This window comes from Nocardioides ungokensis (assembly GCF_013466985.1).
Lineage (GTDB): Bacteria > Actinomycetota > Actinomycetes > Propionibacteriales > Nocardioidaceae > Nocardioides > Nocardioides ungokensis.
Genome location: NZ_CP059164.1, coordinates 2,399,025 through 2,423,195 on the forward strand (window position 1 = coordinate 2,399,025; position 24,171 = coordinate 2,423,195).

Annotated in this window: 23 protein-coding genes, 1 tRNA gene and 2 pseudogenes; 15 read left to right on the plus strand and 11 right to left on the minus strand. The window is 71.3% G+C overall.

The features are described from left to right. Positions 1-66 precede the first annotated feature (66 nt). On the plus strand, positions 67-603 hold the full coding sequence (locus H0S67_RS11760; protein WP_219635238.1) for a type 1 glutamine amidotransferase domain-containing protein: 537 nt from the start codon (positions 67-69) through the stop codon (positions 601-603). A 13-nt stretch (positions 604-616) separates the two neighbouring features. Here the strand turns inward: H0S67_RS11760 and H0S67_RS11765 are convergent, their stop codons facing one another. Then, positions 617-1,471, minus strand: a complete 855-nt coding sequence (locus H0S67_RS11765; RefSeq protein ID WP_180933220.1) for a carbohydrate kinase family protein — start codon at positions 1,469-1,471, stop codon at positions 617-619. Between the two features lie 80 nt (positions 1,472-1,551). Here H0S67_RS11765 and H0S67_RS11770 point away from each other — a divergent pair, with 80 nt between their 5' ends. Together H0S67_RS11770 and H0S67_RS11775 are read left to right on the plus strand one after the other, a co-directional pair. Next, positions 1,552-2,421 (plus strand): ferric reductase-like transmembrane domain-containing protein, encoded by an 870-nt coding sequence (locus tag H0S67_RS11770; protein ID WP_180933221.1) that lies wholly within the window; start codon positions 1,552-1,554, stop codon positions 2,419-2,421. After that, positions 2,331-2,897, plus strand: coding sequence for a ferredoxin reductase domain-containing protein (locus H0S67_RS11775; protein WP_180933222.1), 567 nt, complete (start codon positions 2,331-2,333; stop codon positions 2,895-2,897). Before H0S67_RS11770 ends, H0S67_RS11775 begins: the two co-directional genes overlap by 91 nt. Positions 2,898-2,910: 13 nt before the next feature. Here the strand turns inward: H0S67_RS11775 and H0S67_RS11780 are convergent, their stop codons facing one another. Both H0S67_RS11780 and H0S67_RS11785 read right to left on the minus strand, forming a co-directional pair. Beyond that, positions 2,911-3,186 carry a three-helix bundle dimerization domain-containing protein gene (locus H0S67_RS11780; protein WP_180933223.1) on the minus strand — a complete coding sequence of 92 codons (276 nt, stop codon included), beginning with the start codon at positions 3,184-3,186 and terminating at the stop codon, positions 2,911-2,913. A 112-nt stretch (positions 3,187-3,298) separates the two neighbouring features. Further along, a tRNA-Leu gene (locus tag H0S67_RS11785) sits at positions 3,299-3,387 on the minus strand. 80 nt (positions 3,388-3,467) lie between these two features. Between H0S67_RS11785 and H0S67_RS11790 the strand changes: the two genes are divergently transcribed. Continuing rightward, positions 3,468-4,814, plus strand: a complete 1,347-nt coding sequence (locus tag H0S67_RS11790; protein ID WP_180933224.1) for a M20/M25/M40 family metallo-hydrolase — start codon at positions 3,468-3,470, stop codon at positions 4,812-4,814. A gap of 116 nt (positions 4,815-4,930) precedes the next feature. On the opposite strand, the gene H0S67_RS11795 is transcribed toward H0S67_RS11790, so the two are convergent. The 3 genes and pseudogenes from H0S67_RS11795 to H0S67_RS11805 all read right to left on the minus strand — a co-directional run bounded on the left by H0S67_RS11795 (position 4,931) and on the right by H0S67_RS11805 (position 8,019). Further along, on the minus strand, positions 4,931-6,274 hold the full coding sequence (locus H0S67_RS11795; RefSeq protein ID WP_180933225.1) for an HNH endonuclease signature motif containing protein: 1,344 nt from the start codon (positions 6,272-6,274) through the stop codon (positions 4,931-4,933). A gap of 573 nt (positions 6,275-6,847) precedes the next feature. Further along, positions 6,848-7,069 (minus strand): DUF5703 family protein, encoded by a 222-nt coding sequence (locus tag H0S67_RS11800; RefSeq protein WP_246354683.1) that lies wholly within the window; start codon positions 7,067-7,069, stop codon positions 6,848-6,850. 1 nt (position 7,070) lies between these two features. Beyond that, positions 7,071-8,019 (minus strand): annotated as a pseudogene (locus H0S67_RS11805) (aldo/keto reductase). 142 nt (positions 8,020-8,161) lie between these two features. Here H0S67_RS11805 and H0S67_RS11810 point away from each other — a divergent pair. Next, positions 8,162-8,989: an undecaprenyl-diphosphate phosphatase gene (locus tag H0S67_RS11810; RefSeq protein WP_180933226.1), complete on the plus strand. Its 828-nt coding sequence runs from the start codon at positions 8,162-8,164 to the stop codon at positions 8,987-8,989. A gap of 37 nt (positions 8,990-9,026) precedes the next feature. Here the strand turns inward: H0S67_RS11810 and corA are convergent, their stop codons facing one another. Both corA and gvpJ read right to left on the minus strand, forming a co-directional pair. Further along, a complete protein-coding gene (gene corA / locus H0S67_RS11815; RefSeq protein WP_180933227.1) occupies positions 9,027-10,007 on the minus strand; it encodes a magnesium/cobalt transporter CorA in 981 nt (326 codons plus the stop codon). Positions 10,008-10,046: 39 nt separating this feature from the next. Further along, positions 10,047-10,463, minus strand: coding sequence for a gas vesicle protein GvpJ (gvpJ, locus tag H0S67_RS28180; protein ID WP_180933228.1), 417 nt, complete (start codon positions 10,461-10,463; stop codon positions 10,047-10,049). Positions 10,464-10,582: 119 nt separating this feature from the next. Here gvpJ and H0S67_RS11825 point away from each other — a divergent pair, with 119 nt between their 5' ends. From H0S67_RS11825 to mshC, 4 genes are read left to right on the plus strand one after another with little or no spacing between them, the layout of a single operon-like run. Further along, positions 10,583-11,305, plus strand: a complete 723-nt coding sequence (locus H0S67_RS11825) for a histidine phosphatase family protein (RefSeq protein ID WP_180933229.1) — start codon at positions 10,583-10,585, stop codon at positions 11,303-11,305. A gap of 9 nt (positions 11,306-11,314) precedes the next feature. Further along, a complete protein-coding gene (locus tag H0S67_RS11830) occupies positions 11,315-11,893 on the plus strand; it encodes a DUF3090 domain-containing protein (RefSeq protein WP_180933230.1) in 579 nt (192 codons plus the stop codon). Continuing rightward, the gene (locus H0S67_RS11835; RefSeq protein WP_281368839.1) at positions 11,890-12,648 is read left to right on the plus strand and encodes an SCO1664 family protein; all 759 of its coding nucleotides are present in this window, start codon (positions 11,890-11,892) and stop codon (positions 12,646-12,648) included. Before H0S67_RS11830 ends, H0S67_RS11835 begins: the two co-directional genes overlap by 4 nt. 32 nt (positions 12,649-12,680) lie before the next feature. After that, positions 12,681-13,910 (plus strand): cysteine--1-D-myo-inosityl 2-amino-2-deoxy-alpha-D-glucopyranoside ligase, encoded by a 1,230-nt coding sequence (gene mshC, locus H0S67_RS11840; RefSeq protein ID WP_246354684.1) that lies wholly within the window; start codon positions 12,681-12,683, stop codon positions 13,908-13,910. A 36-nt stretch (positions 13,911-13,946) separates the two neighbouring features. On the opposite strand, the gene H0S67_RS11845 is transcribed toward mshC, so the two are convergent. Then, entirely contained in the window at positions 13,947-14,807 is an 861-nt protein-coding gene (locus tag H0S67_RS11845; protein ID WP_180933231.1) for a PAC2 family protein, read from the minus strand. A gap of 304 nt (positions 14,808-15,111) precedes the next feature. Here H0S67_RS11845 and metH point away from each other — a divergent pair. From metH to H0S67_RS11860, 3 genes and pseudogenes are all read left to right on the plus strand, one after another. Then, positions 15,112-18,755, plus strand: a pseudogene (metH, locus tag H0S67_RS11850) (methionine synthase). Positions 18,756-18,759: 4 nt separating this feature from the next. After that, positions 18,760-19,431: an HAD family hydrolase gene (locus tag H0S67_RS11855; RefSeq protein WP_246354685.1), complete on the plus strand. Its 672-nt coding sequence runs from the start codon at positions 18,760-18,762 to the stop codon at positions 19,429-19,431. A 107-nt stretch (positions 19,432-19,538) separates the two neighbouring features. Beyond that, the gene (locus tag H0S67_RS11860) at positions 19,539-19,940 is read left to right on the plus strand and encodes a hypothetical protein (protein WP_180933232.1); all 402 of its coding nucleotides are present in this window, start codon (positions 19,539-19,541) and stop codon (positions 19,938-19,940) included. 272 nt (positions 19,941-20,212) lie between these two features. Here H0S67_RS11860 and H0S67_RS11865 read toward each other — a convergent pair whose 3' ends face one another. Further along, positions 20,213-20,470 (minus strand): hypothetical protein, encoded by a 258-nt coding sequence (locus H0S67_RS11865; RefSeq protein ID WP_180933233.1) that lies wholly within the window; start codon positions 20,468-20,470, stop codon positions 20,213-20,215. Positions 20,471-20,739: 269 nt separating this feature from the next. Between H0S67_RS11865 and H0S67_RS11870 the strand changes: the two genes are divergently transcribed. Both H0S67_RS11870 and H0S67_RS11875 read left to right on the plus strand, forming a co-directional pair. Beyond that, positions 20,740-21,318 (plus strand): sensor histidine kinase, encoded by a 579-nt coding sequence (locus tag H0S67_RS11870; protein WP_281369042.1) that lies wholly within the window; start codon positions 20,740-20,742, stop codon positions 21,316-21,318. Next, positions 21,315-21,962 carry a response regulator gene (locus H0S67_RS11875; protein WP_180933235.1) on the plus strand — a complete coding sequence of 216 codons (648 nt, stop codon included), beginning with the start codon at positions 21,315-21,317 and terminating at the stop codon, positions 21,960-21,962. The genes H0S67_RS11870 and H0S67_RS11875 overlap by 4 nt, the downstream gene beginning before the upstream one ends. Here the strand turns inward: H0S67_RS11875 and H0S67_RS11880 are convergent. Next, positions 21,913-22,851 (minus strand): RecB family exonuclease, encoded by a 939-nt coding sequence (locus H0S67_RS11880; RefSeq protein WP_180933236.1) that lies wholly within the window; start codon positions 22,849-22,851, stop codon positions 21,913-21,915. The two genes, H0S67_RS11875 and H0S67_RS11880, sit on opposite strands and share 50 nt — an antisense overlap. Positions 22,852-22,957: 106 nt before the next feature. Between H0S67_RS11880 and H0S67_RS11885 the strand changes: the two genes are divergently transcribed. Then, the gene (locus tag H0S67_RS11885; RefSeq protein ID WP_246354686.1) at positions 22,958-24,139 is read left to right on the plus strand and encodes a site-2 protease family protein; all 1,182 of its coding nucleotides are present in this window, start codon (positions 22,958-22,960) and stop codon (positions 24,137-24,139) included. Positions 24,140-24,171 lie beyond the last annotated feature (32 nt).

The window sequence follows — 24,171 nt, forward strand, 5'->3', positions numbered from 1 at the left end:
GCTCGCCGCGCCGTACCGCACGTTCGTCGAGGCGGGCCACGAGATCGTCGTGGCGACGCCCGGGGAGTGGTCCCGGTCGTCGACCAGGGCAGCCTCGCTGCGGACGCGAACGGCGGGCAGGCCCAGGCCGACGCGATCAAGGCCGAGCTCGAGCAGATCGACCAGCTCCGGCAGCCGGTCGCGCTCGAGAGCGTCGACCTCGCCGACTACGCCGCGGTGTTCTACCCCGGCGGCCACGGCCCCATGGAGGACCTCGCCGTCGACGCGACCTCGGGTGCGGTGCTCACCTCCACGCTGGAGTCCGGCAAGCCGCTCGGCATCGTCTGCCACGCGCCGGCCGCCCTGCTGGCCACGGCCGACGAGACCGGCACGTCGCCGTTCGCCGGCTACCGGCTCACCGGGTTCACCAACGCGGAGGAGACCCAGGCCGGCCTCGCCGACAAGGCGAAGTGGCTGCTCCAGGACCGCCTCGTCGGCCTCGGGGTGGACTTCCAGGAGGGCGAGCCGTGGGGCGAGCACGTCGAGGTCGACCGCAACCTCTTCACCGGTCAGAACCCGGCGTCCTCGCGGGCCCTCGCGGAGCACATGGTCAAGGCCCTCTGAGGTCTTCCCGGCGCTACCCGACGTCGAGGAGCGGGCTCAGGTGCTCGGTGGTCAACGCCCGAGCAGCCTGGGCCGCTCCGGCGGCGAGGGCGTCGCCGACGCCGGCCCCGTCCAGCGTCGCGTGGAGGAACCCGGCCATGAACGCGTCGCCGGCACCGTTGGTGTCGACGACGTCGGCCACGGGGACAGCGGACACCCGATGGACCATGCCGTGGGCGTCGACGGCCACCGCGCCCTCCGCTCCGAGGGTGCAGACCGCCACCGAGGCGCCGTTGCCGACCGTCGTGCGCAGGAAGTCGAGCGGTGCGGCCAGCTTGTCGGCGTTCATGAAGACGTAGTCCGCAGCGTCGAGGAACGGCCTGTGGAAGTCGTCGCGCCCGTCGTGGTCGTGCACGTCGGTCCACACCGGAACCCCCGTGGTGGCGACCAGCCCGACGAGGTCGCGCGAGCGGGTCGACAGGTCGAGCACGGCGGCGCGGGCAGATCCCAGCGCGTCCAGCAGCCCCGCCGGTGCGGTGGTGGTGGCCGGGACCGGCACGTCGAGGTAGAGCGAGACGCGCTCGCCGCCCGGACCCATGAGGTTGAGGTGGCGCTCGCTCGGCCCGTCGGTCACCTCCGCCACGACGTCGACGCCCGCTGAGGCGAGGGCGGCGAGGATCGTTTCGGCGACCTGGTCGGTGCCGACGACCGTGTGCAGCAGCGTCGGACGGCCCAGGTCGGTCAGGTGCAGCGCCTTGCCCGCCGACGTGCCGCCCAGGGTCAGGCGGTCTCCTCGCGCGAACTGCATGTGCGGCACCGGTCGGGGGAGGGCGTCGAGGTCCACCACGTGGTTCCACGAGGCGGGGCCGCACACGATCACGTCAGGCATGCGACGAGGGTAGGGCGGAGCGTAGGGCCGGGCCCTGCTGATCCCCTGACTCCCGGGTCACGGTCCAGTACGGTCTGCGCGTGGCAACCTTCCGGGCCACCGCGTGGTCACGACACCTGGGTCCGCTGACCATCGGCGTCCTGGTGGGGGCGTACGTCGTGCTGTGGCTGGCGTACCGGCCCTCGGGGGAGCCGACCACCGCCTACCTCGGCCAGCTCGTCGGTGCGGTCTCGGTCGTGCTGCTGTCGATCGCCCTCGTGCTGATCAGCACCCTGCCCGTGGTGGAGGACTGGTTCGACGGGATCGACCGGGCCGCGATCTGGCACCGGCGGCTCGCGATCACCGGCCTGGTGCTGCTGGCGCTGCACATCCCGTTCGCCAGCAGTCCGGACGGGACCTCCCCGGGCCAGACGCTCGGGGCGGTGGCTGCCTGGGGCCTGGTCGGGCTCGCGCTCTGGGCGATCCTGCCGCGGTGGCAGTCCGTGGTGCCGCGGCCGGTCCGCGGCTGGGTCAAGGCCCTCAGGGACGTGCCCGGCGTACGCCACGTCCGGGTCGGGCTCGGCGGCTACGACCGGTGGCGCGACCTGCACCGCACGACCGGCCTCTTCGTGGGGGCGGCGTTCGTCCACGGCCTTCTGGACGGGTCGCCGTTCCACGAGTCGTCCGTGCTGCGCTGGAGCTACGTGGTGCCCGGCGCCGTCGGCCTTGCGTTCTACGTCTACCGCGAGGCGTTCTCGCGGTTCTTCCGGTCGCTCCACGACTACGAGGTCGCGGAGGTCTCCGCGGTGGCCGGCGACGTGGTGGAGATCAGCCTCCGGCCGATCGGGCGGCCGGTGGCGTTCGTGCCGGTCAGTTCGCGATGGTCTACATCGAGGCCAAGGACGGGTGGCACCGGCACCCGTTCACCATCGCGAGCACCCCGGCGGACCGCCACCTGCGGGTCACCGTGAAGGCGTTGGGCGACTACACCTCGCGGCTGCGGGAGCTGCTCGAGCCGGGCATGCCGGCCGTCGTCGGCGGACCACACGGCCGGTTCAGCCACGCGAAGGGTGGCGGCGACCAGGTCTGGATCGCCGGAGGGGTCGGGGTGGCGCCGTTCCTGAGCTGGATGCGCGCCCTCGACGAGCACCCGGTCCCCGGCCGGGTCGACCTCTACTACGCGTTCTCCGGCGGGCCGGCGCCCTTCGCCGAGGAGCTGGTCGCGATCGCCGACGGCCGCGACGGCGTCCGCACCCACCTGGTCGACTCGCGGGCCGACGGGCGCCTCACCGCGGACCGGATCCTGGCCGACACCGGGGTCCCGGGCTCCCGGCTCTCGGTGTTCCTGTGCGGTCCCGAGCCGATGCTCCGCGACCTGCAGCGGCAGCTGCGCGCGGCCGGTGTGAGGTGGCACCGGATCCACCGCGAGTACTTCGACTGGCGCTGACTTCGCCCCTGGGTCAGGTGCCCGGGTCGGGTGCCAGTCGGAGGGTGCGTGAGCGGGCCGCCAGCTCGTCTCGCGCCTCGCGGGCGACGAGGATGGGCACGTAGGCCCGGACCCGTGCGCCGTCCAGCGTGGCGTGGATCCGCGCGACGCACTCCCTCACGTGGCTCTCCGACACCGAGGGAAAGGCGGCTCTCAGCGACGCGACGACCTGGTCCATCGCCGGATCCGCCGTAGAGCCCACCGTCGGCCCCGTTGCCCGGTCGCTCGCCAGGCTCTGCTCGATGGCCATGCGTCCATGGTCCGGCCCGCCGCCGGTCCGCGACTCATCCGTAGGGAGTGAGTTGGCCGGTGCGGGAGGAGGTGAAATGCAGGAAGGCCAGGCGGGTGCCTGGCCTTCCTCCTGGTGTCCGAGGGGGGACTTGAACCCCCACGCCCTAATACGGGCACTAGCACCTCAAGCTAGCGCGTCTGCCAATTCCGCCACCCGGACGAGTGCGGTGGAACAGTAGCAAAGGACGCCCGGAATCCTTCAATCGGGCTCCCCCCTTCCACGGGTGTCAGGATGGGGCCATGGCTGGCAACACAGGGGACACCGAACAGGCAGCGCACGAACCGGCTCAGGACCCGGCCGCCGAGGTGGTCGAGCTCTGTCGGAAGCTGATCCGGATGGACACCTCCAACTACGGCGACGAGGACGGTCCGGGGGAGCGGAAGGCGGCTGAGTACGTCGCCACGCTGCTCGACGAGGTCGGCATCGAGTCCCGCCTCTACGAGTCCGAGCCGGGCCGGACCTCGGTGGTGGCGCACTGGGGCGGAGGAGCGCCCGGGGACGGGGGAGCTCTGCTGCTCCACGGTCACCTCGACGTCGTACCCGCCGCCGCGGAGGACTGGCAGGTCGACCCGTTCTCCGGCGAGATCCAGGACGGCTACGTGTGGGGTCGCGGTGCGGTCGACATGAAGGACTTCGACGCCATGCTGCTCTCCGTCGTGCGGGCGCGTGCGCGCGCTGGGCGGGTGCCGGACCGGCCGATCGTGCTCTGCTTCACCGCCGACGAGGAGGCCGGTGGCCACAAGGGCGCGCAGGTCCTCGTCGAGGACCATCGCGAGGAGCTCGAGGGCTGCACCGAGGCCGTCGGCGAGGTGGGCGGTTTCAGCACGACGGTGCGTGGCCGCCGGATGTACCTGATCGAGGCCGCCGAGAAGGGCATGGCCTGGATGCGGCTCACCGCCCGCGGGCGGGCCGGCCACGGGTCGATGATCAACCGCGAGAACGCCGTCACCGACCTGGCCGCCGCGGTCGCACGGATCGGCGCCCACGAGTGGCCGGTGCGCCTCACGCCGACCATGAAGACGTTGCTGGCGGCGGTCGGGGAGCTCGCCGGCGCCGAGGCGACGCCTGAGAACGCCGAGAGCCTCGTCGAGGAGTTCGGCGGAGCCACCCGGATGCTGGGCGCGGTGCTGCGCAACACCACCAACCCCACGATGCTCAACGCCGGCTACAAGGTGAACGTCATCCCCACCGAGGCCACCGCCCACGTCGACGGTCGCTTCCTGCCGGGCTTCGAGGACGAGTTCTTCGACACCCTGGCCGAGCTGTGCGGCGACGCGGTCAGCATCGACTACGTCTCGAAGCAGCAGCCCTGGGAGACGCCGTACGACGGACACCTCGTCGACGCCATGGGCCGCTCGCTCCTCGCCGAGGACCCCGACGCGATCGTGGCGCCGTACCTGATGAGCGGTGGCACCGACGCCAAGCACTTCAACAAGCTCGGGCTGCGCGCCTACGGCTTCGCCCCGCTCCGCCTGCCCGCCGACCTCGACTTCACCGCCCTCTTCCACGGCGTCGACGAGCGCGTGCCGGTGGACGCGCTGGAGTTCGGCGCGCGCGTGTTCGACCGCTTCCTCGACGAGGTCTAGCCGGGGCGTCTCGGTTGTTGAGGTGCGAGCGTCAGCGAGCCTCGAAACCCCGGGGCGTGCCGGTAACCCAGCAGGCCGTGGAGGACTGCCGGGTCCGGCTCGTTCAAGGGTGGAGCTCAGTTGCTGGTGAGCTGGATGGTGCCGTGGGGTGTGACCAGGTAGGCGCGGCCGTGGGGTCCGTGCCACTCATACGTGCTGTCGCGTCGGCGTCGGTAGCGCCATCGTCGGCTGGTCTTGGCGCGGTGATGTCGCCGACAACGGGGCGAGATTCTCGGGCCGGGTTTGGCCGGGTGGTCCGCCCTCGTCGATGGGGACGTAGGGTCGATGTGGTCGAGGTCGGCTGTTCGGGCGTCGTGTGGGCACCAGGGGAAGACGCAGTGGCCGTCGCGGAGGATGACCAGCTCGCGCATCCACGCGGTGGTTCGTGCCCGTCGACCGCGTCGCCGCGGCCGAGGTCGAGGACCGGTGGACGGTGACCTGGGAGTGGCCGACCCACTCCTTGATCCGGGTGATGGTGGCGGCGCCGAGCCGCTCGACCGTGCCGCGGCCAGGTCTGGCGCCGGCAGCCGTGGGTGGCGAGGTCGGCCAGGTTCAGGTGGAGGTAGAACCGGGTCTTCGGCTTCCGCGGCGCGCGGGCACCGCGCGTGTCTGCCGCGGGCTCTCGCCGAGCCCAGTGTGAGGTCGAGCTGGGCCTGCTGGGAGGCGATCACGCCCAGCGCCTTGGCCTTGCGGACCTCCAGCTCGTCGGTGTCCCGAGTGCCTTGGCGGCGGCGTGGTCGCAGACGAGGTCGTGGAAGGCGGTCAGGTCGAGGGTGTCGCCGGTGATGTCGAGCCAGGAGGTGCCGGCGTACTCGCTGGGGCGGGGTGGCGCAGCGTGACGTGCCAGGACTGCTTCCCGGCTTCTCGCGTTGTTCGAGCAGCTCGGGGTGGTGCTTGGCGATGGGTGGGCGACGGCGGTCTCGATCGCCTTCCAGCTGCACGAGGCGAGCCTGGGGCGAGCTGTCGTCGACGTAGGCGGCGGCGTCGCGGGAGAGGCGGTGGGTGGCCTGGGCGACGTGCCGGGCCTTGTACGGCTCCACCGCGAGCGATTCGACCAGTCGCCAGATGCGGGGCAGCCGGTGCTGCAGGTCGAGGGCGTCGGCGATCAGCTTCATCCCCGTGTGGCCACCCCCAGCACGGCCGCGAGCGGGTTCGGGGCGAACGGAGACCGCCGGGGTCCCGTCGCCGCCGAGCGACTCGTCCCCGTCCAGGTCCCCACCCAACAACGACGCGCCACCCCAGGTCGCGGTGCCGGTCTCCGCGGTGGCCGGGTGCAGCACGCACCAGTGCGCGGCGGCCCGAAGCTTGTCGCGTTCGGCGATCCGTGCGTCGAGCTTGCGCTGGTCGAGGAATGCGAGCAGGGCGGTCGCGTCGAGGTCGGCGACCTCGACGGGGTCTCCTGCTGCATCGGTTTCGAACATGTGTCCATGATCGCATCGACCACCGACAGTCAGGGCCCGGGGCCGGGCCGATCCGGGGGTTCTGGGGACGAGCGAAGGTAAAGCTTTCGCGGGCCGTCGTTCTGTGTAGTCGTCCTGCCTGGGCTGCTGGGGTTTCGAGGCTCGCTGACGCTCGCACCTCAACCACCGGCGCACCTCGACCAGCGGCAGCCGTAGGCCGGGAGGCGGCCGCAACCCACGGCGTACCGCTCCCCGTAGCTGCCATCACCGCAACCACCCAGGAGCCGTCAGCCGCCGACGGCGAAGGTCTCGACACGCTCGCTGGCGCTCGCTACTCGACCAGCGAAATCCTGGCGCCCTGCCTTCGCTGCGAGGGTTTCGAGGCTCCCTTCGACACGCTCGCTGACGCTCGCGCACTTCGAGACGGCGCTGGCGCGCCTCCTCAGTGCACCGCCTCAACCACCGGCGCACCTCGACCCGCGGCAGCCGTAGGTCGGGAGGCGGCCGCAACCCACGGCGTACCGCTCCTCATAGCTGCCATCACCGCAACCACGCACGAGCCGCCGACGGCGCTGGTCTCCAGCCGGGACGGCGTCAGGCGGTGCGCACCGCGCGGATGATCTTGCGCCGCAGCACCACCCGGCGGGTGCCGTCAGCGCCGATGCGGACCCGGTCCAGCTCCCAGCCGCCGTGCTCGGCCCGCTCGACGAGCAGCTTGGTCACCACGTTGCGCGGGAACTCCCGGGAGAACGTCACCCGGTCGAACTCCCACTCCACCCCGCGAGCCTGCGGGCGCCGGTGGACGTGGCCGGTCATGTCAGTCCCCGGACACGTCATCGAGAGCGTCGACGATCTCGGGCGGAAGGCTCAGCTCCTCGACGCCGAGGGCGCCCTTGAGCTGGGTGGCGGTGCGCGCACCCACGATGGGCGCGGTGACGCCGGGTCGGTCCCGCACCCAGGCCAGGGCCACCTCCAGCGGGGTCCAGCCGAGTCCGTCGGCGGCGCGGGCGACCGCCTCGACGACCTGGCTCGACCGGTCGCCCAGATAGGGGCCCACGAAGTTGGCGAAGTGTGACGACGCCGCCCGAGAGTCCGACGGCGTCCCGGAGCGGTACTTGCCGGTCAGAACGCCGCGTCCCAGCGGCGACCAGGGCAGCACGCCCAGGCCCATCGCCTCGGCCGCGGGGAGGACCTCGAGCTCGACGGCCCGGTTGAGCAGGGAGTACTCCACCTGCGTGGACGCCAGGACCGCTCGTCCCGGCACGGCCCGCTGCCAAGTGGCGGCCTGTGCGGTCTGCCACCCGGTGTAGTTGGAGACCCCGACGTACGACGCCCGGCCCGATGCCACGGCGGTGTCGAGAGCCGACAGCGTCTCCTCGAGCGGCGCCTCGTCGGACCAGATGTGGACCTGCCACAGGTCGACGTGGTCGACACCGAGCCGGCGGAGCGAGGCGTCGAGCGTCGTGAGCAGGTGTCCGCGGGAGGTGTTGTACTGGCGGCCGCCGCGGCTGGCGCTGATGCCCGCCTTCGTCGCGAGCACGACCTCGTCACGGGGGACCACGTCACCGACCAGGGAGCCGATCAGCTCCTCGGAGGCGCCGCCGCCGTAGCCCGCGGCGGTGTCGAGCAGCGTGCCGCCGCTCTCGACGAACGCGATGAGCTTGGTCGCGCGCCTCGTGCTCGTCTGTGTCCCGCCCCCATGTCATGGTGCCGAGCCCGAGCCGGGAGACCTTGAGACCGGTGGCGCCGACGGACCGCTGTTGCATGGCGACAAGGTAGCCGCCACGGCGCAACGGGGTGCCTGCGGCTCGCCGGGCGGGATGGTGCGTACCCTTGTGCGCGGCCTCGCGCCGTCCTCACCCCTGCCAGAAACCTCAGCCCAGTCTGCCCCCGATCGAAAGCCAGGCGATGAACTACCTCGACGCCGTGATCCTCGGCATCGTGGAGGGGCTCACCGAGTTCCTCCCCGTGTCCAGCACCGGTCATCTCACGATCGCCGAGAAGGTCCTCGGCCTCGACGTGTCGGACCCGGCCGTGACCGGCTTCACCGCGGTGATCCAGATGGGGGCCATCGCCGCGGCGATCCTCTACTTCGCCAAGGACATCTGGAGCATCATCAAGGCCTGGAGCCTCGGACTGGTCAAGCCGGAGTACCGCGGCCAGCTCGACCACCGCATGGGCTGGTACGTCATCGTCGGCACGATCCCCGTCGGCATCGCCGGCCTGCTCCTCAAGGACGTCATCACCGGCGACCTTCGCTCGCTGTGGGTGGTCGCCGCCGGTCTGGTCGGCTGGAGCGCGGTGATGTGGTACGCCGAGCGGGTGGCCACCCAGGAGCGCGGCGAGCGTGACCTGAGCATGGTCGACGCCATCGTGGTCGGCGTGGTGCAGGTGGCCGCGCTGGTGCCGGGCGTCTCCCGGTCCGGCGCCACGATCTCCGCCGGCCTGCTGCGCGGCATCGACCGCGTCACGGCCACCCGCCTGAGCTTCTTCCTCGCGATCCCGGCCCTCCTCGCCGCCGGCGTCTTCGAGCTCAAGGACGCCCTCGGCGGCGACATCAGCGTGGGGGAGACGCTGGTCGGGACCGTCGTCTCGTTCGTCGTGGCGTACGCCGCGATCGCCTGGCTGCTGCGCTTCGTGGCGCACCACTCGATCGCGTGGTTCGTGCCCTACCGCGTCGCCCTGGGCCTGCTGCTGCTCGCGCTGCTGTCCACGAGCGCGATGTCGGCGACCTGAGCCGAGCCGGTCATCACACCCGGCCCCGCGGGGTGGGTCAGAGCCAGCCGGACTTCTTGAACCACACCCACAGCACCCCCGACGTGCCGAACATCAGGAACAGGGCGAAGAAGTAGCCCAGGTGCCAGCGCAGCTCGGGGATGTAGGCGAAGTTCATGCCGTAGACCCCGGCGATCAGGGTGGGGGCCGCCACGAGGCCGACCCCGGCCGAGATCTTGCGCATGTCGTCGTTCTGCTGCACCGAGATGCGCGCCAGGTGTGCGTCGAAGGCGGTCGAGAGCAGCCCGTCGAGCGTCTCGACCACGTCGGCGGCCTGGGAGAGGTGGTCGGCGACGTCCCGGAAGAACGGCGCCGCCTGCTCGTCCATGCCGGTCACGGCCCCGGTGGCGAACCGCCGCATCGGGTCGCGCAGCGGCATCACCGCCCGGCGCACCTCGGCGATCTCGCGCTTGAGGGTGTAGATCCGCACCGAGTCGTTGGTGCGGGCGGGGGAGAAGACCGACTCCTCGACCTCGTCGACGTCGATCTGCAGCTCGTCGACCACGGCCATGTAGCCGTCCACGACGGTGTCGCACACGGCGTAGACCACCGCCGACGGGCCGTGGACCAGGACGGTCTCGTCGGACTCGAGGAAGGTGCGGGCCGACTGCAGCTGCGAGCCCTTGCCGTGCCGGACGGTCACGACGAAGTCCTCGCCGACGAAGACGTTGATCTCCCCGGTCTCCACGGCGTCGTCCTCGTCGACGTACCAGAGCGTCTTGAGCACCAGGAAGAGGCTGTCCTCGTAGCGCTCGAGCTTCGGCCGCTGATGGGCCTTGAACGCGTCCTCGACGGCCAGTGGGTGCAGCCCGAACGCGATCGCCACGTCCTCGAGCTCGGCCTCCGTGGGCTGGTGCAGGCCCACCCACACGAAGTCGCCGGTATCGGTGATCCGGCTGCGCAGCTCGTGCAGGTCCTGCGGGGCGCAGTCGACGTCGACCCGGCCCCCCTTGCGGTACAAAGCGCTGTCAACGATCACGGGGCGACCCTAGGCCATCGCTGTGCACACCCGCCGGTGTCAGCCGTCCCCGGGCGAGAGCGCGTCGCGTGCCTTGGCGGCCACGCCGGTCACGGCGTCGACGACTGCCTCCTTGACGCCCCCGACCTTCTTCTCCACCACGTCGGTGGCCACGTGCTCGATGACGGCGCCGGTGCCCTCCTCGACCATGTCGGGCAGGGCGCGAGGCCCCTGCTCCACCAGGTCGAGCCGGTTGGTCGCCTCGGCGAAGCGCAGGTAGGTGTCGACGCTGGCGACGACCACGCGCGCGTCCACGGTGAGCAGCTCGATGCCCAGGAGCGAGACGCGTACGTAGGCGTCGATGACGATGCCCTTGTCCAGGACGATCTCGATCACGTCGGCGAGCCCGCTGGGCGCGGGACGCTCGAGGTACCCACCTCGGCTGGCGACCACCAACGCTCCCTCTGTCGTCCGCATGCTGGGTCCTCGGCGTGCCCCCGCACGCACCGACCCGACCATCCTGCACCCTCCCCGGTGACCACGCCTCGCGCACTGGACGGACGGTTCACCATCACCGCCGCACTACGCTCCACCGCATGGCAACGGTGATCCTGGTGCGACACGGGCGCACGACCGCGAACGCGACCGGCGTGCTCGCCGGCCGGCTCGCGGGAGTGAAGCTCGACGAGACGGGCCACGGGCAGGCGACCCGCGCCGCCGACCGGCTGGCGGCGCTGCCCCTGGCGGCCGTGGTGAGCAGCCCTCTCGAGCGGTGCCGGCAGACGGCCCGGACGATCCTGGGCGCCCAGGGCGCTCCGCTGACCCTGGCCACCGAGCGCGGGATCACGGAGTGCGACTACGGCGAGTGGCAGGGTCGCGCGCTGAAGGACCTGGCCAAGGAGAAGCTCTGGGCGACCGTCCAGTCCCAGCCCTCGGCCGCTGCGTTCCCCGGCGGTGAGTCGCTGGGGGCCATGCAGGCCCGGGCCGTCTCCGCCGTACGCCGCCACGACGCAGCCGTCGAGTCGGAGCACGGAGCCGGCGCAGTCTGGGTGGCCGTCAGCCACGGAGACATCATCAAGTCGGTGCTGGCCGACGCGCTGGGCATGCACCTCGACCTCTTCCAGCGGATCAACGTCGACCCGGCGTCCATCTCGATCGTGCGCTACACCCCCGCCCGTCCCTACGTGCTCGCCAGCAACACCCACGAGGGCGACCTGTCCTGGCTCGCGCCCAGGCCGGGCCGGAGGAAGTCCCGGCGCGCGCCCGACGCGGTGGTGGGGGGCGGTGCCGGACCCGGCGCACTCCCACCACGCCCCTAGGGTGTTCACATGGCACCTCTCGTCCATGGATTCGACCCGCCGGAGCGGTTCGTCGCGGGCACGGTCGGCCCACCCGGCTCCCGCACCTTCTTCCTGCAGGCCCGCTCGGGCGCCCGTGTGGTCAGCGTCGCCCTTGAGAAGCAGCAGGTCTCGGCCCTGGCGGAGCGGATCGACGAGCTGCTCGACGAGGTGATGGCCAGCGAGCTCAACGAGGCCATGATCCCCGCGGTCGCCCCGTTGGGCCTCGAGGACGGCGAGCCGCTGGAGCAGCCCATCGAGGAGGAGTTCCGCGCAGGCACGATGACCCTGTCGTGGGACCCGAGCGACGAGCGGGTGGTGATCGAGGTGTTTCCCTACACCGAGGCCGCCGTGGTCTCGCCCGAGCAGCTCGACGAGGACCTCGAGGAGCCCGAGCCCGACGAGATCTTCCTGGTCCGGCTCCCCGCCGGGGCGGCCCGCGCGTTCGTCAAGCGCGCCGAGCAGGTCCTGGAGGCCGGACGGCCCAGCTGCCCGTTCTGCGGCAACCCCATCGACCCGGACGGACACCTGTGCGTGCGGGCCAACGGGTTCCGCCGCCGCGACCCGTGATCGACCTGGTGGAGGACGAGCTGGTCCTCCACGGCCGGATCATGCCCGCCTCGAACGCGACGTTCGTCGGCGAGATCGGCCAGGTCCGGGTGGTCTACAAGCCCATCGCGGGGGAGCGCCCGCTCTGGGACTTCCCGGACGGCACGCTCGCCGACCGCGAGGTGGCGGCGTACCTCGTCTCCGAGGCCATCGGCTGGAACGTCGTCCCGGAGACGTGGCTGCGCGAGGGCCCGCACGGGCTGGGCATGGTGCAGCGCTGGCAGGAGCCCGACCCCGACCAGGAGGCGGTCACCCTGGTCCACGAGGGACAGGTGCCGGTCGGCTACCGGCGGGTCTTCGACGGCCTCGACGGGCAGGACCAGCCGGTCACCCTCGTCCACGAGGACTCCACGCCGCTGCGGCGCATGGCGATCTTCGACATCGTGGTCAACAACGCCGACCGCAAGGGCGGGCACGTCCTCGAGATGACCGACGGCCACCGCTACGGCGTCGACCACGGCGTGACCTTCCACACCGACCACAAGCTGCGCACGGTTCTCTGGGGCTGGCTCGGCGAGCCCCTCACCGACGAGGAGAGGCAGGCCGTCACCCGGGTCCGCGACGACCTCGGGGGCGACCTGGGCGAGGCCCTCGGCTTCCACCTCACGGAGCTCGAGATCGACTGCATCGCCCGGCGGTGCGACCGTCTGGTCGCTCGCGGGTCGCTGCCGGCACCACGGGGGGAGTGGCCGGCCATCCCGTGGCCGCCCTTCTGACCCACGGTGGCTAGGCTTCCGGGCATGCGATCGTGGCAGTTCCGGAGATTCCCGCCCTGTCCGTCCCGGGTCCGCCCGTCGCCGTCCGCGACACGGCCTCCGGCGACCTGGTGACGACCGACCCCGAGGGTACGGCCCGGCTCTACGTCTGCGGGATCACGCCGTACGACGCCACCCACCTCGGGCACGCCGCGACGTACGTCGGCTTCGACCTGCTCAACCGGGCCTGGCGCAACGCCGGACACGACGTGACCTACGTCCAGAACGTCACCGACGTCGACGACCCGCTCCTCGAGCGCGCCGCGAAGGTCGACGTCGACTGGGTCGAGCTCGCCGAGCGCGAGACGGAGCTTTTCCGCCAGGACATGACGGCGCTGCGGGTGATCCCGCCGCAGCACTACATCGGGGCCGTGGAGGCCATCCCGATCATCATCGAGCTGATCCAGCGCCTCGACTCCCTCGGCGTGCTCTACCGGGTCGATGACGACCTCTACTACTCGGTCACCGCGGACCCCGCCTTCGGCGAGGTGTCCGGGTGGGACCGCGACGAGATGCTCCGGATCTTCCCCGAGCGTGGCGGAGACCCCGACCGGGAGGGCAAGAAGGACCCGCTCGACTGCGTCGTCTGGCTCGGGAAGCGGCCCGGCGAGCCGTCCTGGGACAGCCCCTTCGGCCCGGGCCGCCCGGGCTGGCACATCGAGTGCACGGCCATCGCGATGACCTACCTGGGGGCGGCCTTCGACGTCCAGGGCGGCGGCAGCGACCTGGTCTTCCCCCACCACGAGATGGGGGCCGGGCACGCCCAGGTGGCGGTTCCGGGCGCGAAGTTCGCCCAGGCCTACGCGCACGCCGGGATGGTCGCCTACGACGGCGAGAAGATGTCGAAGTCGCGCGGCAACCTGGTCTTCGTGTCCGCGCTGCGCCACAGCGACGTCGACCCGATGGCGATCCGGCTGGCCCTGCTCCGCCACCACTACCGCGCGAACTGGGAGTGGACCGACGACCAGCTCTGGACCGCCGTCGACACGCTGGCGCGGTGGCGCCAGGCGCTGTCCTTGGGGGCCGGGGCGCCGGCCCGACCGGTCGTCGAGGAGATCCTGGCGGCGCTCGCCGACGACCTCGACGCCCCGCGGGCGACCGCGGCCGTCGACCGCTGGGTGGCCGCCACGCTCGGGACCGACGGCCTGGCCGACACCAGCGACCCGGACGCCGCGGTCACGATGCTCGCGGCCCTGGACGCGGCGCTGGGTCTCGCGGTCTGACCCGGCCCGGATGCAGGCTTCAGCCCGGATGCAGGCTCAGCCCGGCTCGGGGCCCTCGTCGCCCCGGCGCTTGAGGTAACGCTCGAACTCCCGCGCGATCGCCTCACCCGAGGCCTCGGGCAGGTCGGTCGTGTCCCGGGTCTCCTCGAGGGCGCGCACGTAGTCGGCCACGTCCTCGTCCTCCTCGGCGAGCTCGTCGACACCGCGCTCCCAGGCCCGCGCGTCCTCGGGCAGGTCGCCGAGCGGGATGCTGACCTCCAGGAGGTCCTCCAGCTGCCCGATCAGCGCCAGCGTGGCCTTGGGGCACGGCGGCTGCGCGACGTAGTGCGGCACCGCAGCCCAGTAGGACACCGCGGGCATGTCGAGCTTCACGCACGCGTCCTGGAAGACCCCGACGATGCCGGTGGGTCCCTCGTACGTCGACTGCTCCAGCTTGAGACGGTCCACCAGCTCGGGCTCGGTAGCGGTCCCGGTCACGGGGATCGGCCGCGTGTGCGGCGTGTCGGCCAGCAGGGCGCCGAGCGTGACGACCAGCTCACCGCCCAGCTCGTCGCAGGCGGCCAGGAGCTCGGCGCAGAACTGGCGCCAGCGCATGTTCGGCTCGATGCCGCGCACCAGGATCACGTCCCGGTCGAGGTCCGGGGGCGAGGCGATCGCGATCTGCGTGCTCGGCCAGGTGATCCTGCGGTGCCCGAACTCGTCGGAGCCGACCACGGGGCGGTTGACCTGGAAGTCGTAGAAGTCCTCGGGGTCGATCGCCCCGACGATCCGGGCGCCCCACACCGTGATCAGGTGGTCCACGACCGAGGAGGCCGCCTCCGCCGCGTCGTTCCATCCTTCGAAGGCCGCGATCACCAGTGGGTTGACCAGGTCGGGTGCGTCGTCGATCTCGATCACGCTTTCCAGCCTAGTCACCCGGAGGCCCGTCACGGGTCCGATGCGCCGCGCTACCCGGCATCGGGGATTTCGTCCGGTCGGCGGCGCGCTGCCACGATGGCGGGGTAGTTTCCACGATGCGAGCATCGCGTCCACGTCGTGGACCACCTTCCTACGCTGGACGGGTGGCCGGGGTTCCCGGCCCTCGATCCCGTGCCCGAGAGGAGTCCCGTTGACCCCGTCATCGGCACCGTCGCTTCGCCCCGACGCCACCGGCGCGTTGAGCGCGCTGCTGCGCGAGAGGATCCTGCTGCTCGACGGCGCCATGGGCACCCTCATCCAGGGCTTCCAGCCCGGGGAGGTCGAGTTCCGCGGGGAGCGGTTCGCCGACTGGGGCCAGGACGTCAAGGGCAACAGCGACCTGCTCAACCTCACCCAGCCCGAGATGATCCGGTCGATCCACCGTCAGTACCTCGACGCCGGCGCCGACATCGTCGAGACCAACACCTTCACCGCCACCTCCATCGCGCAGGCCGACTACGGCATGCAGGACCTGGCCTACGAGATCAACCTGGCCGGTGCCCGCATCGCCCGTGAGGCGTGCGACGAGGTCGCGACCGAGGACCGCCCGCGCTTCGTCGCGGGCTCGCTCGGCCCCACGAACCGCACCGCCTCCATCTCGCCCGACGTCAACGACCCGGGCGCGCGCAACGTCTCCTTCGAGGACCTGGTCGAGGCCTACCTCGACCAGGCGCGGGGGCTGGTGGACGGGGGAGCGGACCTGCTCCTGGTCGAGACCATCTTCGACACCCTCAACGCCAAGGCCGCGATCTTCGCCCTCGAGACCCTCTTCGAGGAGCACGGACGCCGCTGGCCGGTGATCATGTCCGGCACCATCACCGACGCCTCCGGCCGGACCCTCTCGGGCCAGGTGACCGAGGCCTTCTGGGCCTCCGTGCGTCACGTCAAGCCGCTCGCGGTGGGCCTGAACTGCGCCCTCGGCGCCGCTGAGATGCGCCCCTACGTCGCCGAGCTCGCGCGCCTCGCGGACACGTTCGTGTCCAGCCACCCCAACGCCGGCCTCCCCAACGCGTTCGGTGAGTACGACGAGTCTCCGGAGCAGATGGCCGCGACCCTGGGCGAGTTCGCCGCCAGCGGCCTGGTCAACATCCTGGGCGGTTGCTGCGGCACCACGCCGGCGCACATCGAGGCCATCGCGGCCGTCGCGGCCGCCGCCGAACCGCGCACTCCCGCCGAGCCCCGCCCAGGAATGCACCTGGCCGGGCTGGAGCCGGTGACGATCACCGCGGACAGCCTGTTCGTCAACGTCGGCGAGCGCACCAACATCACCGGTTCGGCGAAGTTCCGGAACCTGATCAAGGCCGGGGACTACGACACGGGCCTGACCGTGGCCGCCCAGCAGGTCGAGAACGGCGCCCAGGTCATCGACGTCAACATGGACGAGGGCATGATCGACGGCGTCGGGGCGATGGACCGCTTCCTGAAGCTGGTCGCCAGCGAGCCCGACATCAGCCGGGTCCCGGTGATGGTCGACTCCTCCAAGTGGGAGGTCATCGAGGCCGGACTGCGCTGCGTCCAGGGCAAGCCGATCGTCAACTCGATCTCCCTCAAGGAGGGCGAGGAGAAGTTCGTCGAGCAGGCCCGCCTGTGCCGCAAGTACGGCGCCGCCGCCGTCGTGATGGCCTTCGACGAGGACGGCCAGGCCGACAACCTCGAGCGCCGCAAGGCGATCTGTGAGCGGGCCTACCGGATCCTCACCGAGCAGGTCGGCTTCCCGGCCGACGACATCATCTTCGACCCCAACGTCTTCGCGGTGGCGACGGGCATCGAGGAGCACGCGTCGTACGGCCTGGACTTCATCGAGGCCACCCGCTGGATCAAGGAGAACCTCCCGGGGCGCTGGTCAGCGGCGGCATCTCCAACGTGAGCTTCTCCTTCCGCGGCAACAACCCGGTCCGCGAGGCCATCCACGCTGTCTTCCTCTTCCACGCCATCGAGGCCGGGCTCGACATGGGCATCGTCAACGCCGGCGCGCTGGTGGTCTACGACCAGGTCGAGCCGGAGCTGCGCACCCGGATCGAGGACGTCGTGCTCAACCGGCGTCCGGACGCCGCCGAGCGCCTGCTGGAGATCGCCGAGGAGTACAACCGGACCGGCGAGGCCGAGGAGGCCGCCGCCGAGGAGTGGCGATCGCTCCCGGTCGGGGAGCGCATCACCCACGCCCTGGTCAAGGGCATCGACGGCCACGTCCAGGACGACACGGAGGAGCTGCGCGCGCAGATCGCCGAGCGCGGGGGCCGGCCGATCGAGGTGATCGAGGGCCCGCTGATGGACGGCATGAACGTCGTGGGCGACCTGTTCGGCGCCGGCAAGATGTTCCTGCCCCAGGTGGTGAAGTCGGCGCGGGTGATGAAGAAGGCCGTCGCCTACCTGATCCCCTTCATCGAGCAGGAGAAGCTCGACAACCCCGAGTACGCCACCGCCAAGGAGACCAACGGCACCATCGTGATGGCCACGGTGAAGGGCGACGTCCACGACATCGGCAAGAACATCGTCGGCGTGGTGCTCCAGTGCAACAACTACGAGGTCGTCGACCTCGGCGTGATGGTGCCGGCGCAGAAGATCCTCGACACCGCCGTCGAGATCGGTGCCGATGCGGTGGGCCTGTCCGGTCTGATCACCCCCTCGTTGGACGAGATGGTCAACGTCGCGTCCGAGATGCAGCGCCGCGGCTTCGAGGTCCCGCTCATGATCGGCGGCGCCACCACCTCGCGGGCGCACACCGCGGTCAAGGTGGACGGCAAGTACGACGGGCCGGTGGTCTGGGTCAAGGACGCGTCGCGCTCCGTGCCGACCCTGGCCGCGCTCCTCAGCGATGCCCAGCGACCGAAGCTGCTGGCCGACGTCAAGGCCGACTACGACTCGCTCCGCGAACGACACGCCACGAAGCACGACCGGCCGATGGTGACGCTGGAGCAGGCTCGCGCCAACCGCACGCCGGTCGACTGGGACGGTTACGTCCCGCCGGCCCCGAAGCAGCCCGGTATCCACGTCCTCGACGACTACGACATCGCCGAGCTGCGCGCGTACATCGACTGGCAGCCGTTCTTCAACGCGTGGGAGATGAAGGGGAAGTTCCCGGACATCCTCAACAACCCGACGACGGGTGAGACCGCACGCGGCCTGTACGACGACGCGCAGGCCATGCTGGACCGCATCGTCGAGGAGAAGTGGCTGACCGCGAAGGGCGTGTACGGCTTCTTCCCTGCCGCTGCGGTGGGCGACGACATCGAGGTCTACACCGACGAGTCGCGCAGCGAGGTCCTCACGACGCTGTGCAACCTGCGCCAGCAGGGGGACCACCGCGAGGGCGTGCCCAACCGCAGCCTCGGTGACTTCGTCGCACCGCGCGGGACCGGGCTGCCCGACCACGTGGGGGCGTTCGCCGTCACCGCCGGCCTCGGTGCCCAGGACCGCATCCTCGCCTTCAAGGAGGACGCCGACGACTACTCCGCCATCATGCTGGAGGCGCTGGCCGACCGCCTCGCGGAGGCCTTCGCCGAGCGCCTGCACCAGCGGGTGCGGACGGAGTTCTGGGGGCACGAGCCCGACGAGCAGCTCGAGAACGAGGACCTGATCGCCGAGAAGTACCACGGCATCCGTCCGGCGCCCGGCTACCCGGCCTGCCCCGAGCACACCGAGAAGCGGACGCTCTGGGAGCTCCTCGACGTGCAGGCGAACACCGGCATCGAGCTCACCGAGAGCATGGCGATGTGGCCGGGCGCCGCGGTCTCCGGGTGGTACTTCAGCCACCCGCAGTCGCAGTACTTCGTCGTCGGCCGCCTCGGCCGGGACCAGGTGGCCGACTACGCCGAGCGCAAGGGGTGGACCCTGGCCGAGGCCGAGCGGTGGCTCTCGCCCAACCTCGGCTACGACCCCGAGGACTGAGCCGGTGGCGGAGACCTCGCTGCCCCATGCCGTGCTGTGGGACATGGACGGCACGCTCGTCGACACCGAGCCGTACTGGATGGACGTCGAGTTCGAGCTCGCCGCCCGTCACGGCGGCCGCTGGAGCCGGGAGCACGCGCTCAACCTGGTCGGGAACGACCTGATCGAGTCCGGCCGCTACATCCGCGAGCACATGGGCATCGACCTCGAACCGGCCCAGATCGTCGAGGAGCTGCTCGACGGGGTCGTCGCGCGGGTCGTCGACGAGGTGCCGTGGCGACCGGGAGCGGTCGACAGGCTCGCCGACCTGGGGGAGCGGGAGATCCCGTGCGCCCTCGTCACCATGTCCTACCGCCGCTTCGTGGCGCCGATCCTCTCGGCGTTGCCCGCCGAGACCTTCGGGGCGATCGTGACCGGCGACTCTGTGTCCCGGGGGAAGCCGCATCCCGAGCCCTACCTCAAGGCCGCGGCCCTGCTCGGCGTCGACGCGGCGTACTGCCTGGCCGTCGAGGACTCCAACACCGGTGCCCGGTCCGCGGAGGCGGCCGGCTGCATGGTCCTCGTGGTGCCCAACCACGTGCCTGTCCTGGACGGCGGGCGCCGGGTGTTCGCCGAGTCGCTCGAGAGGACCGACCTCGTCGAGGTCTTCGCGGGTCATTGGTCCCACCGGGACTAGTCATGGTCCTAGTACCACCGGACAATGGCCGGAGGATGCGGTCCGGGTCCACTGTTGAAACCTGGGGAATCGACACCCGCCTCCTATCACCTAGGGAAGCTGGTCACATGTTCCGACGCGGTCCCGCCGTCGCGGTCAGCCTGGTGCTGGCTGCGGGGGTCCTGTCGCTGGCGCCGAGCGCCGTGGCGGGTGATGGCGGGACCGCGAAGGACAAGGACCCGTGCTCGGATGCCAGCACCGTCAAGCTGAAGGTCGAATCGACCAGCGATGACCGTCTACTGGCCACCGGAGTCGTCTACAGCGATGACGGCAACCTGTGGGACTGGGCCTTCCGTCACGACGGTGACGTGTCCGCAGACGGCACCGCCAAGGCTGATGGCGACGGGGAGGGGAAGTCCTTCCGCCTCTCGCGAATAATGGTCGACTTCGCGGGCGGGAAGGACTACATCACCTTCCGGGCCGAGAACCGCCACACGGGCGAGGTGTGCCGGGCCGAGCTCCAGTTCTGAGCTGCTACCCAGATTGGGTATTCGCCCCTCGTCCGGGGCTGTCCCCGGTTTCGTGCGACCTATCCTGATGGCCCCTCAGGAAGGCGGTCGTGCGAGCGCTCAGGAGCCCGGTGGCGCAGTTCCTCGTCGTCGGGCTCGTCATGGTGGCCGCCATCGTGTCGGCGACCGGATACCTCGCAGACCGCGCGGCCAACAACGAAGCCATCAACGAGGCTCAGAAGAGCATCGGGATCATCGCGAACTCCATCGCGCCCAATGGATTCAGCTCCTCGCTACTCGTCGGCCGCGCCGGTGACATCGACAAGTTCACCCGGAAGATCGACCCTCTCATCGCCAAGACCGACCTCGAGCACATCGTCATCTGGTCCCAGAGCGGGCGCGTCGTGTACTCCGACCAGACCAACCTGATCGGCCGGCGACCAGGTCTCGGCACCGGTCAGGAGAAGGTGATCCGGGACGGAGGAACCGCCTCCGTCTGGACCGGTCAGGGCAGTTCCGTCGCTACCGAGGTCATCCCAGAGAGCGCTCATCGCAAGCTCCTGCAGACCTATACCCAGGTCCGAACCGTGAGTGGGCGCCGCGCCCTGCTCTTCGAGGGCTACTTCTCCGTCAACGAGATCCAGAGCCGGCGTCAACAGATCTTCAACGCGTTCCGCTGGATCACCTTGGGTCCCTTGTTGCTCATCGTCCTCGCGACCCTGATCCTGCGCGTGCTCACCAGCAGCTCACCCATGCTGCGAGGGAGCGCGAGCGCCTCCTGCACGCCGCGATCGACGCCTCGGACGGGGAGCGGCGCCGGATCGCCCGGGACCTCCACGACGGTGTGGTCCAGGACCTCGCCGGGACCACCTTCTCGGTCTCCGCGCTGGCCCGTGACGCAACCCTGGATCGCGGCCACCGGTCCTCGCTGCAGGCCGCGGCCGGCTCCCTGCGCGGCAGTCTCAAGGCCCTCCGTTCGCTGCTCGCCGAGATCCACCCGCCGGACCTCCACGCCGAGGGGCTGGCCGCCGCACTCGCCGACCTCATCGCCCCCGCGGGCGCCGCCGGCATCGCCGCGTCGGTGAGCGTCGAGGGCGCCGAGACCGCCTCGGACGAGCACGCGGCGCTGGTGTGGCGGGTCGCGCAGGAGGCGGTGCGCAACGCCCTGCGGCATTCGGCCGCCTCGACGCTCGCGGTGACCGTGCGCGGTGACGGCCACCGCCTCACGCTGGAGGTGGTGGACGACGGCGTCGGCTTCGAGCCGGGGTCGGTGCAGAAGGCCGAGAGCTTCGGCCTCCGGGGCCTGCGCAGCCTGGTGGACGAGGCGGACGGAACGCTGGAGGTGAGATCCTCGACCGGGGAGGGCACCACGGTGCGGATGGAGGTGGACGCCAGGTGAGCAACGAGGCCGCGCCACGGGCGACCGACCACATCCGGGTGGTCATCGTCGACGACCACGCCGTCATCCGCGCCGGCCTCGAGCAGCTCCTCGCGGGGACTCCGGACATCGAGGTCGTGGGTGAGGCGGAGGGCGGTGAACAGTCCGTCGACGTCGTACGCCGCCTGCGACCCGACGTGGTGCTGATGGACCTGCAGATGCCCGGCGTCGACGGTGTCGCGGCCACCCGGATGATCATGGCCGAGGGCCTCGACGTGGACGTCCTGGTCCTCACCTCCTACTCCGACCGGGAGCGGATCCTGGCGGCGCTCGACGCAGGCGCCGTCGGGTACCTGCTCAAGGACGCCGACCCCGATGACGTCCTGCAGGGCATCCGGGCCGTGCGCAGCGGCGGATCACCGATCCATCCCAAGGCGGCCCGCACGCTGCTCGGCATCCGGGCCGGCTCGAGCCAGGTGCAGCTGACCGCGCGCGAGACCGAGGTCCTCCGACTGGTCCGCGAGGGTCTCGCGAACAAACAGATCGCGCGCAGGCTCCACATCAGCGAGCGCACCGTGAAGGCGCACCTCACCTCCGCCTTCGCGAGGATCGGCGTCAGTGATCGGACACAGGCGGCGCTGTGGGTGGAGAGGAACGGACTGTGAGGAGCCCGGGCTCGACCGTCAGGTCCTCCGGCTGAGCGTCCCGGACCGGGAGCTCGGGCGGGGTGCCGCCGTACGCCGGGCAGAGGGCCTGGTGCGCGCACCAGCTGCACAGCTTGCTCGGGCTCGGGCGCCAATCGCCCGAGTCCTGGGCCTGCCGGATCGCGCCCCAGATGGCCTCCACCTTGCGCTCGGTGGCGCGCAGGTCGGCCTCGTCGGGGACGTAGCGCAGCATCTCGCCGCTGCCCAGGTAGACCAGCTGGAGCATCGCAGGGACCACGCCGCGGGTCCGCCAGATCACCAGGGCGTAGAACTTCATCTGGAACAGGGCCTTGGCCTCGAACAGCTCACCCGGGGCTCGACCGGTCTTGTAGTCCACGACCCGGATCGCCCCGTCCGGGGCGATGTCGATGCGGTCCACGAACCCGCGCAGCAGCAGGCGCGATTCGAGCAACGTCTCGACGTACAGCTCGCGCTCGGCCGGCTCGAGCCTGGTGGGGTCCTCCAGGGTGAAGTAGCGGTCGAGGACGGAGCGGCAGGACGTGAGCCACGACGCGATGTCCGGGCCCGCGCCCTCGTCGAACATCCCGGTCAGCTCCGGCTCGGCCGCGACCAGCGCCTCCCAGGCCGGGAGGAGCATGTCGCGCGCCTGCTGCGGGGTGCGCTGCGCGGCGGGCAGGTCGAAGAGGTCCTCGAGCACCTTGTGCACGACGGTGCCCCGCACCGCGTCGGGCGAGGGCGGCTCCGGGAGCCTGTCGATGGTGCGGAACCGGTAGAGCAGGGGACAGGTGAGGAAGTCCCCGGCACGGCTCGGGGAGAGCGCGCCGAGCACCTCGACGCCGTCGACGGGCGTCGACAGCGGCTCGGCGGGGGACTCCTGCTGCACGCTCATGACTCGCACCCTAGGTGACGGCGCCGACAGAGGGGCGGCCGACGGTGGTGCGACCTGCGGGCCGGTCCCGCCAGAGGCGCCGCGGGTCGTCGGATAGCCTCGACTCGTGCCCGATCCCGCTCCTGGTCCCGGCTCGGGTCCCTCCGGTCCCGACCACGAATCGGCGCGCCCGCAGCGCGCGCCCGGCACCTTCAAGGTCGGCACCATCGCGGGCAGTGACGTGCTGGTCACCTCCTCCTGGTTCCTCGTGGCCGGGCTGATCGCGATCATGATGGCCCCCCGTGTCGAGCAGGTCTCGCCGGGCCTGGGCGCCGGCAAGTACGTCGCCGGGCTGGCCTTCGCGGTCGTGCTCTACCTCTCGGTGCTGCTCCACGAGGCCTCGCACGCCGTGACCGCTCGCCACTTCGGCTTCCCGGTCACCTCCATCACGCTGCACTTCCTCGGCGGCATGACCGCGATCGAGGGCGAGGCCCGTCGTCCGCGTGAGGAGTTCTGGATCGCCGTCGTCGGACCCATCACCTCGGTCGCGGTGGGACTGGGCGCGTTCGCGCTGTGGTTCGTCACCCCGGACGGCCTGCTGAAGATGGCGGTCGAGGGGCTCGCAGGCGCCAACCTCCTCGTGGGCGTGCTCAACCTGGTCCCGGGGCTCCCGCTCGACGGCGGGCGGGTGCTGAAGTCGGCCGTATGGGGCCTCACCGGCAACATGCACCGCGGCACGATCGCGGCCGGCTGGGGCGGGCGACTGGCCGCCGTCCTGGTCCTGGGCTACCCGCTGCTGCTGCAGCGGCTCACCGGCCAGGCGCCGGCGCTGCTGGACTTCGCGATCGCATTCATCATCGCGGCGTTCCTGTGGTCGGGCTCCACGGCCGCGATGGCCTCGGCACGGCTGCGCCGGAACCTGCCCTCGCTGGCGGCGCGCGACCTGGCGCGCCGTACGCTCGCCGTCCCCGACGACCTCCCGCTCGCCGAGGCGGTACGCCGGGCCCGGGAGGCGGAGGCCGGCAGCATCGTCACGGTCACGAGCAGCGGCCGCCCGGTCGGCGTGGTGAACGAGGCGGCGCTGATGGCCACCCCCGAGGACCGGCGCCCCTGGGTCGCGGTGAGCACCGTCGCCCGCACCCTCGAGGACGGCCTGAGCCTGCCGGCCGCGCTCCGGGGCGAGGAGCTGATCGTCGCGATCACCCGCACGCCGGCCGCGGAGTACGTCCTCGTCGAGGAGGACGGAAGCATCTTCGGTGTGCTCTCGACCGCCGACGTCGACCGGGCGTTCCGGACCACCACCGGCTGACCGGGCAGCGCGGCCGTCTCGTAGGGTTCGCC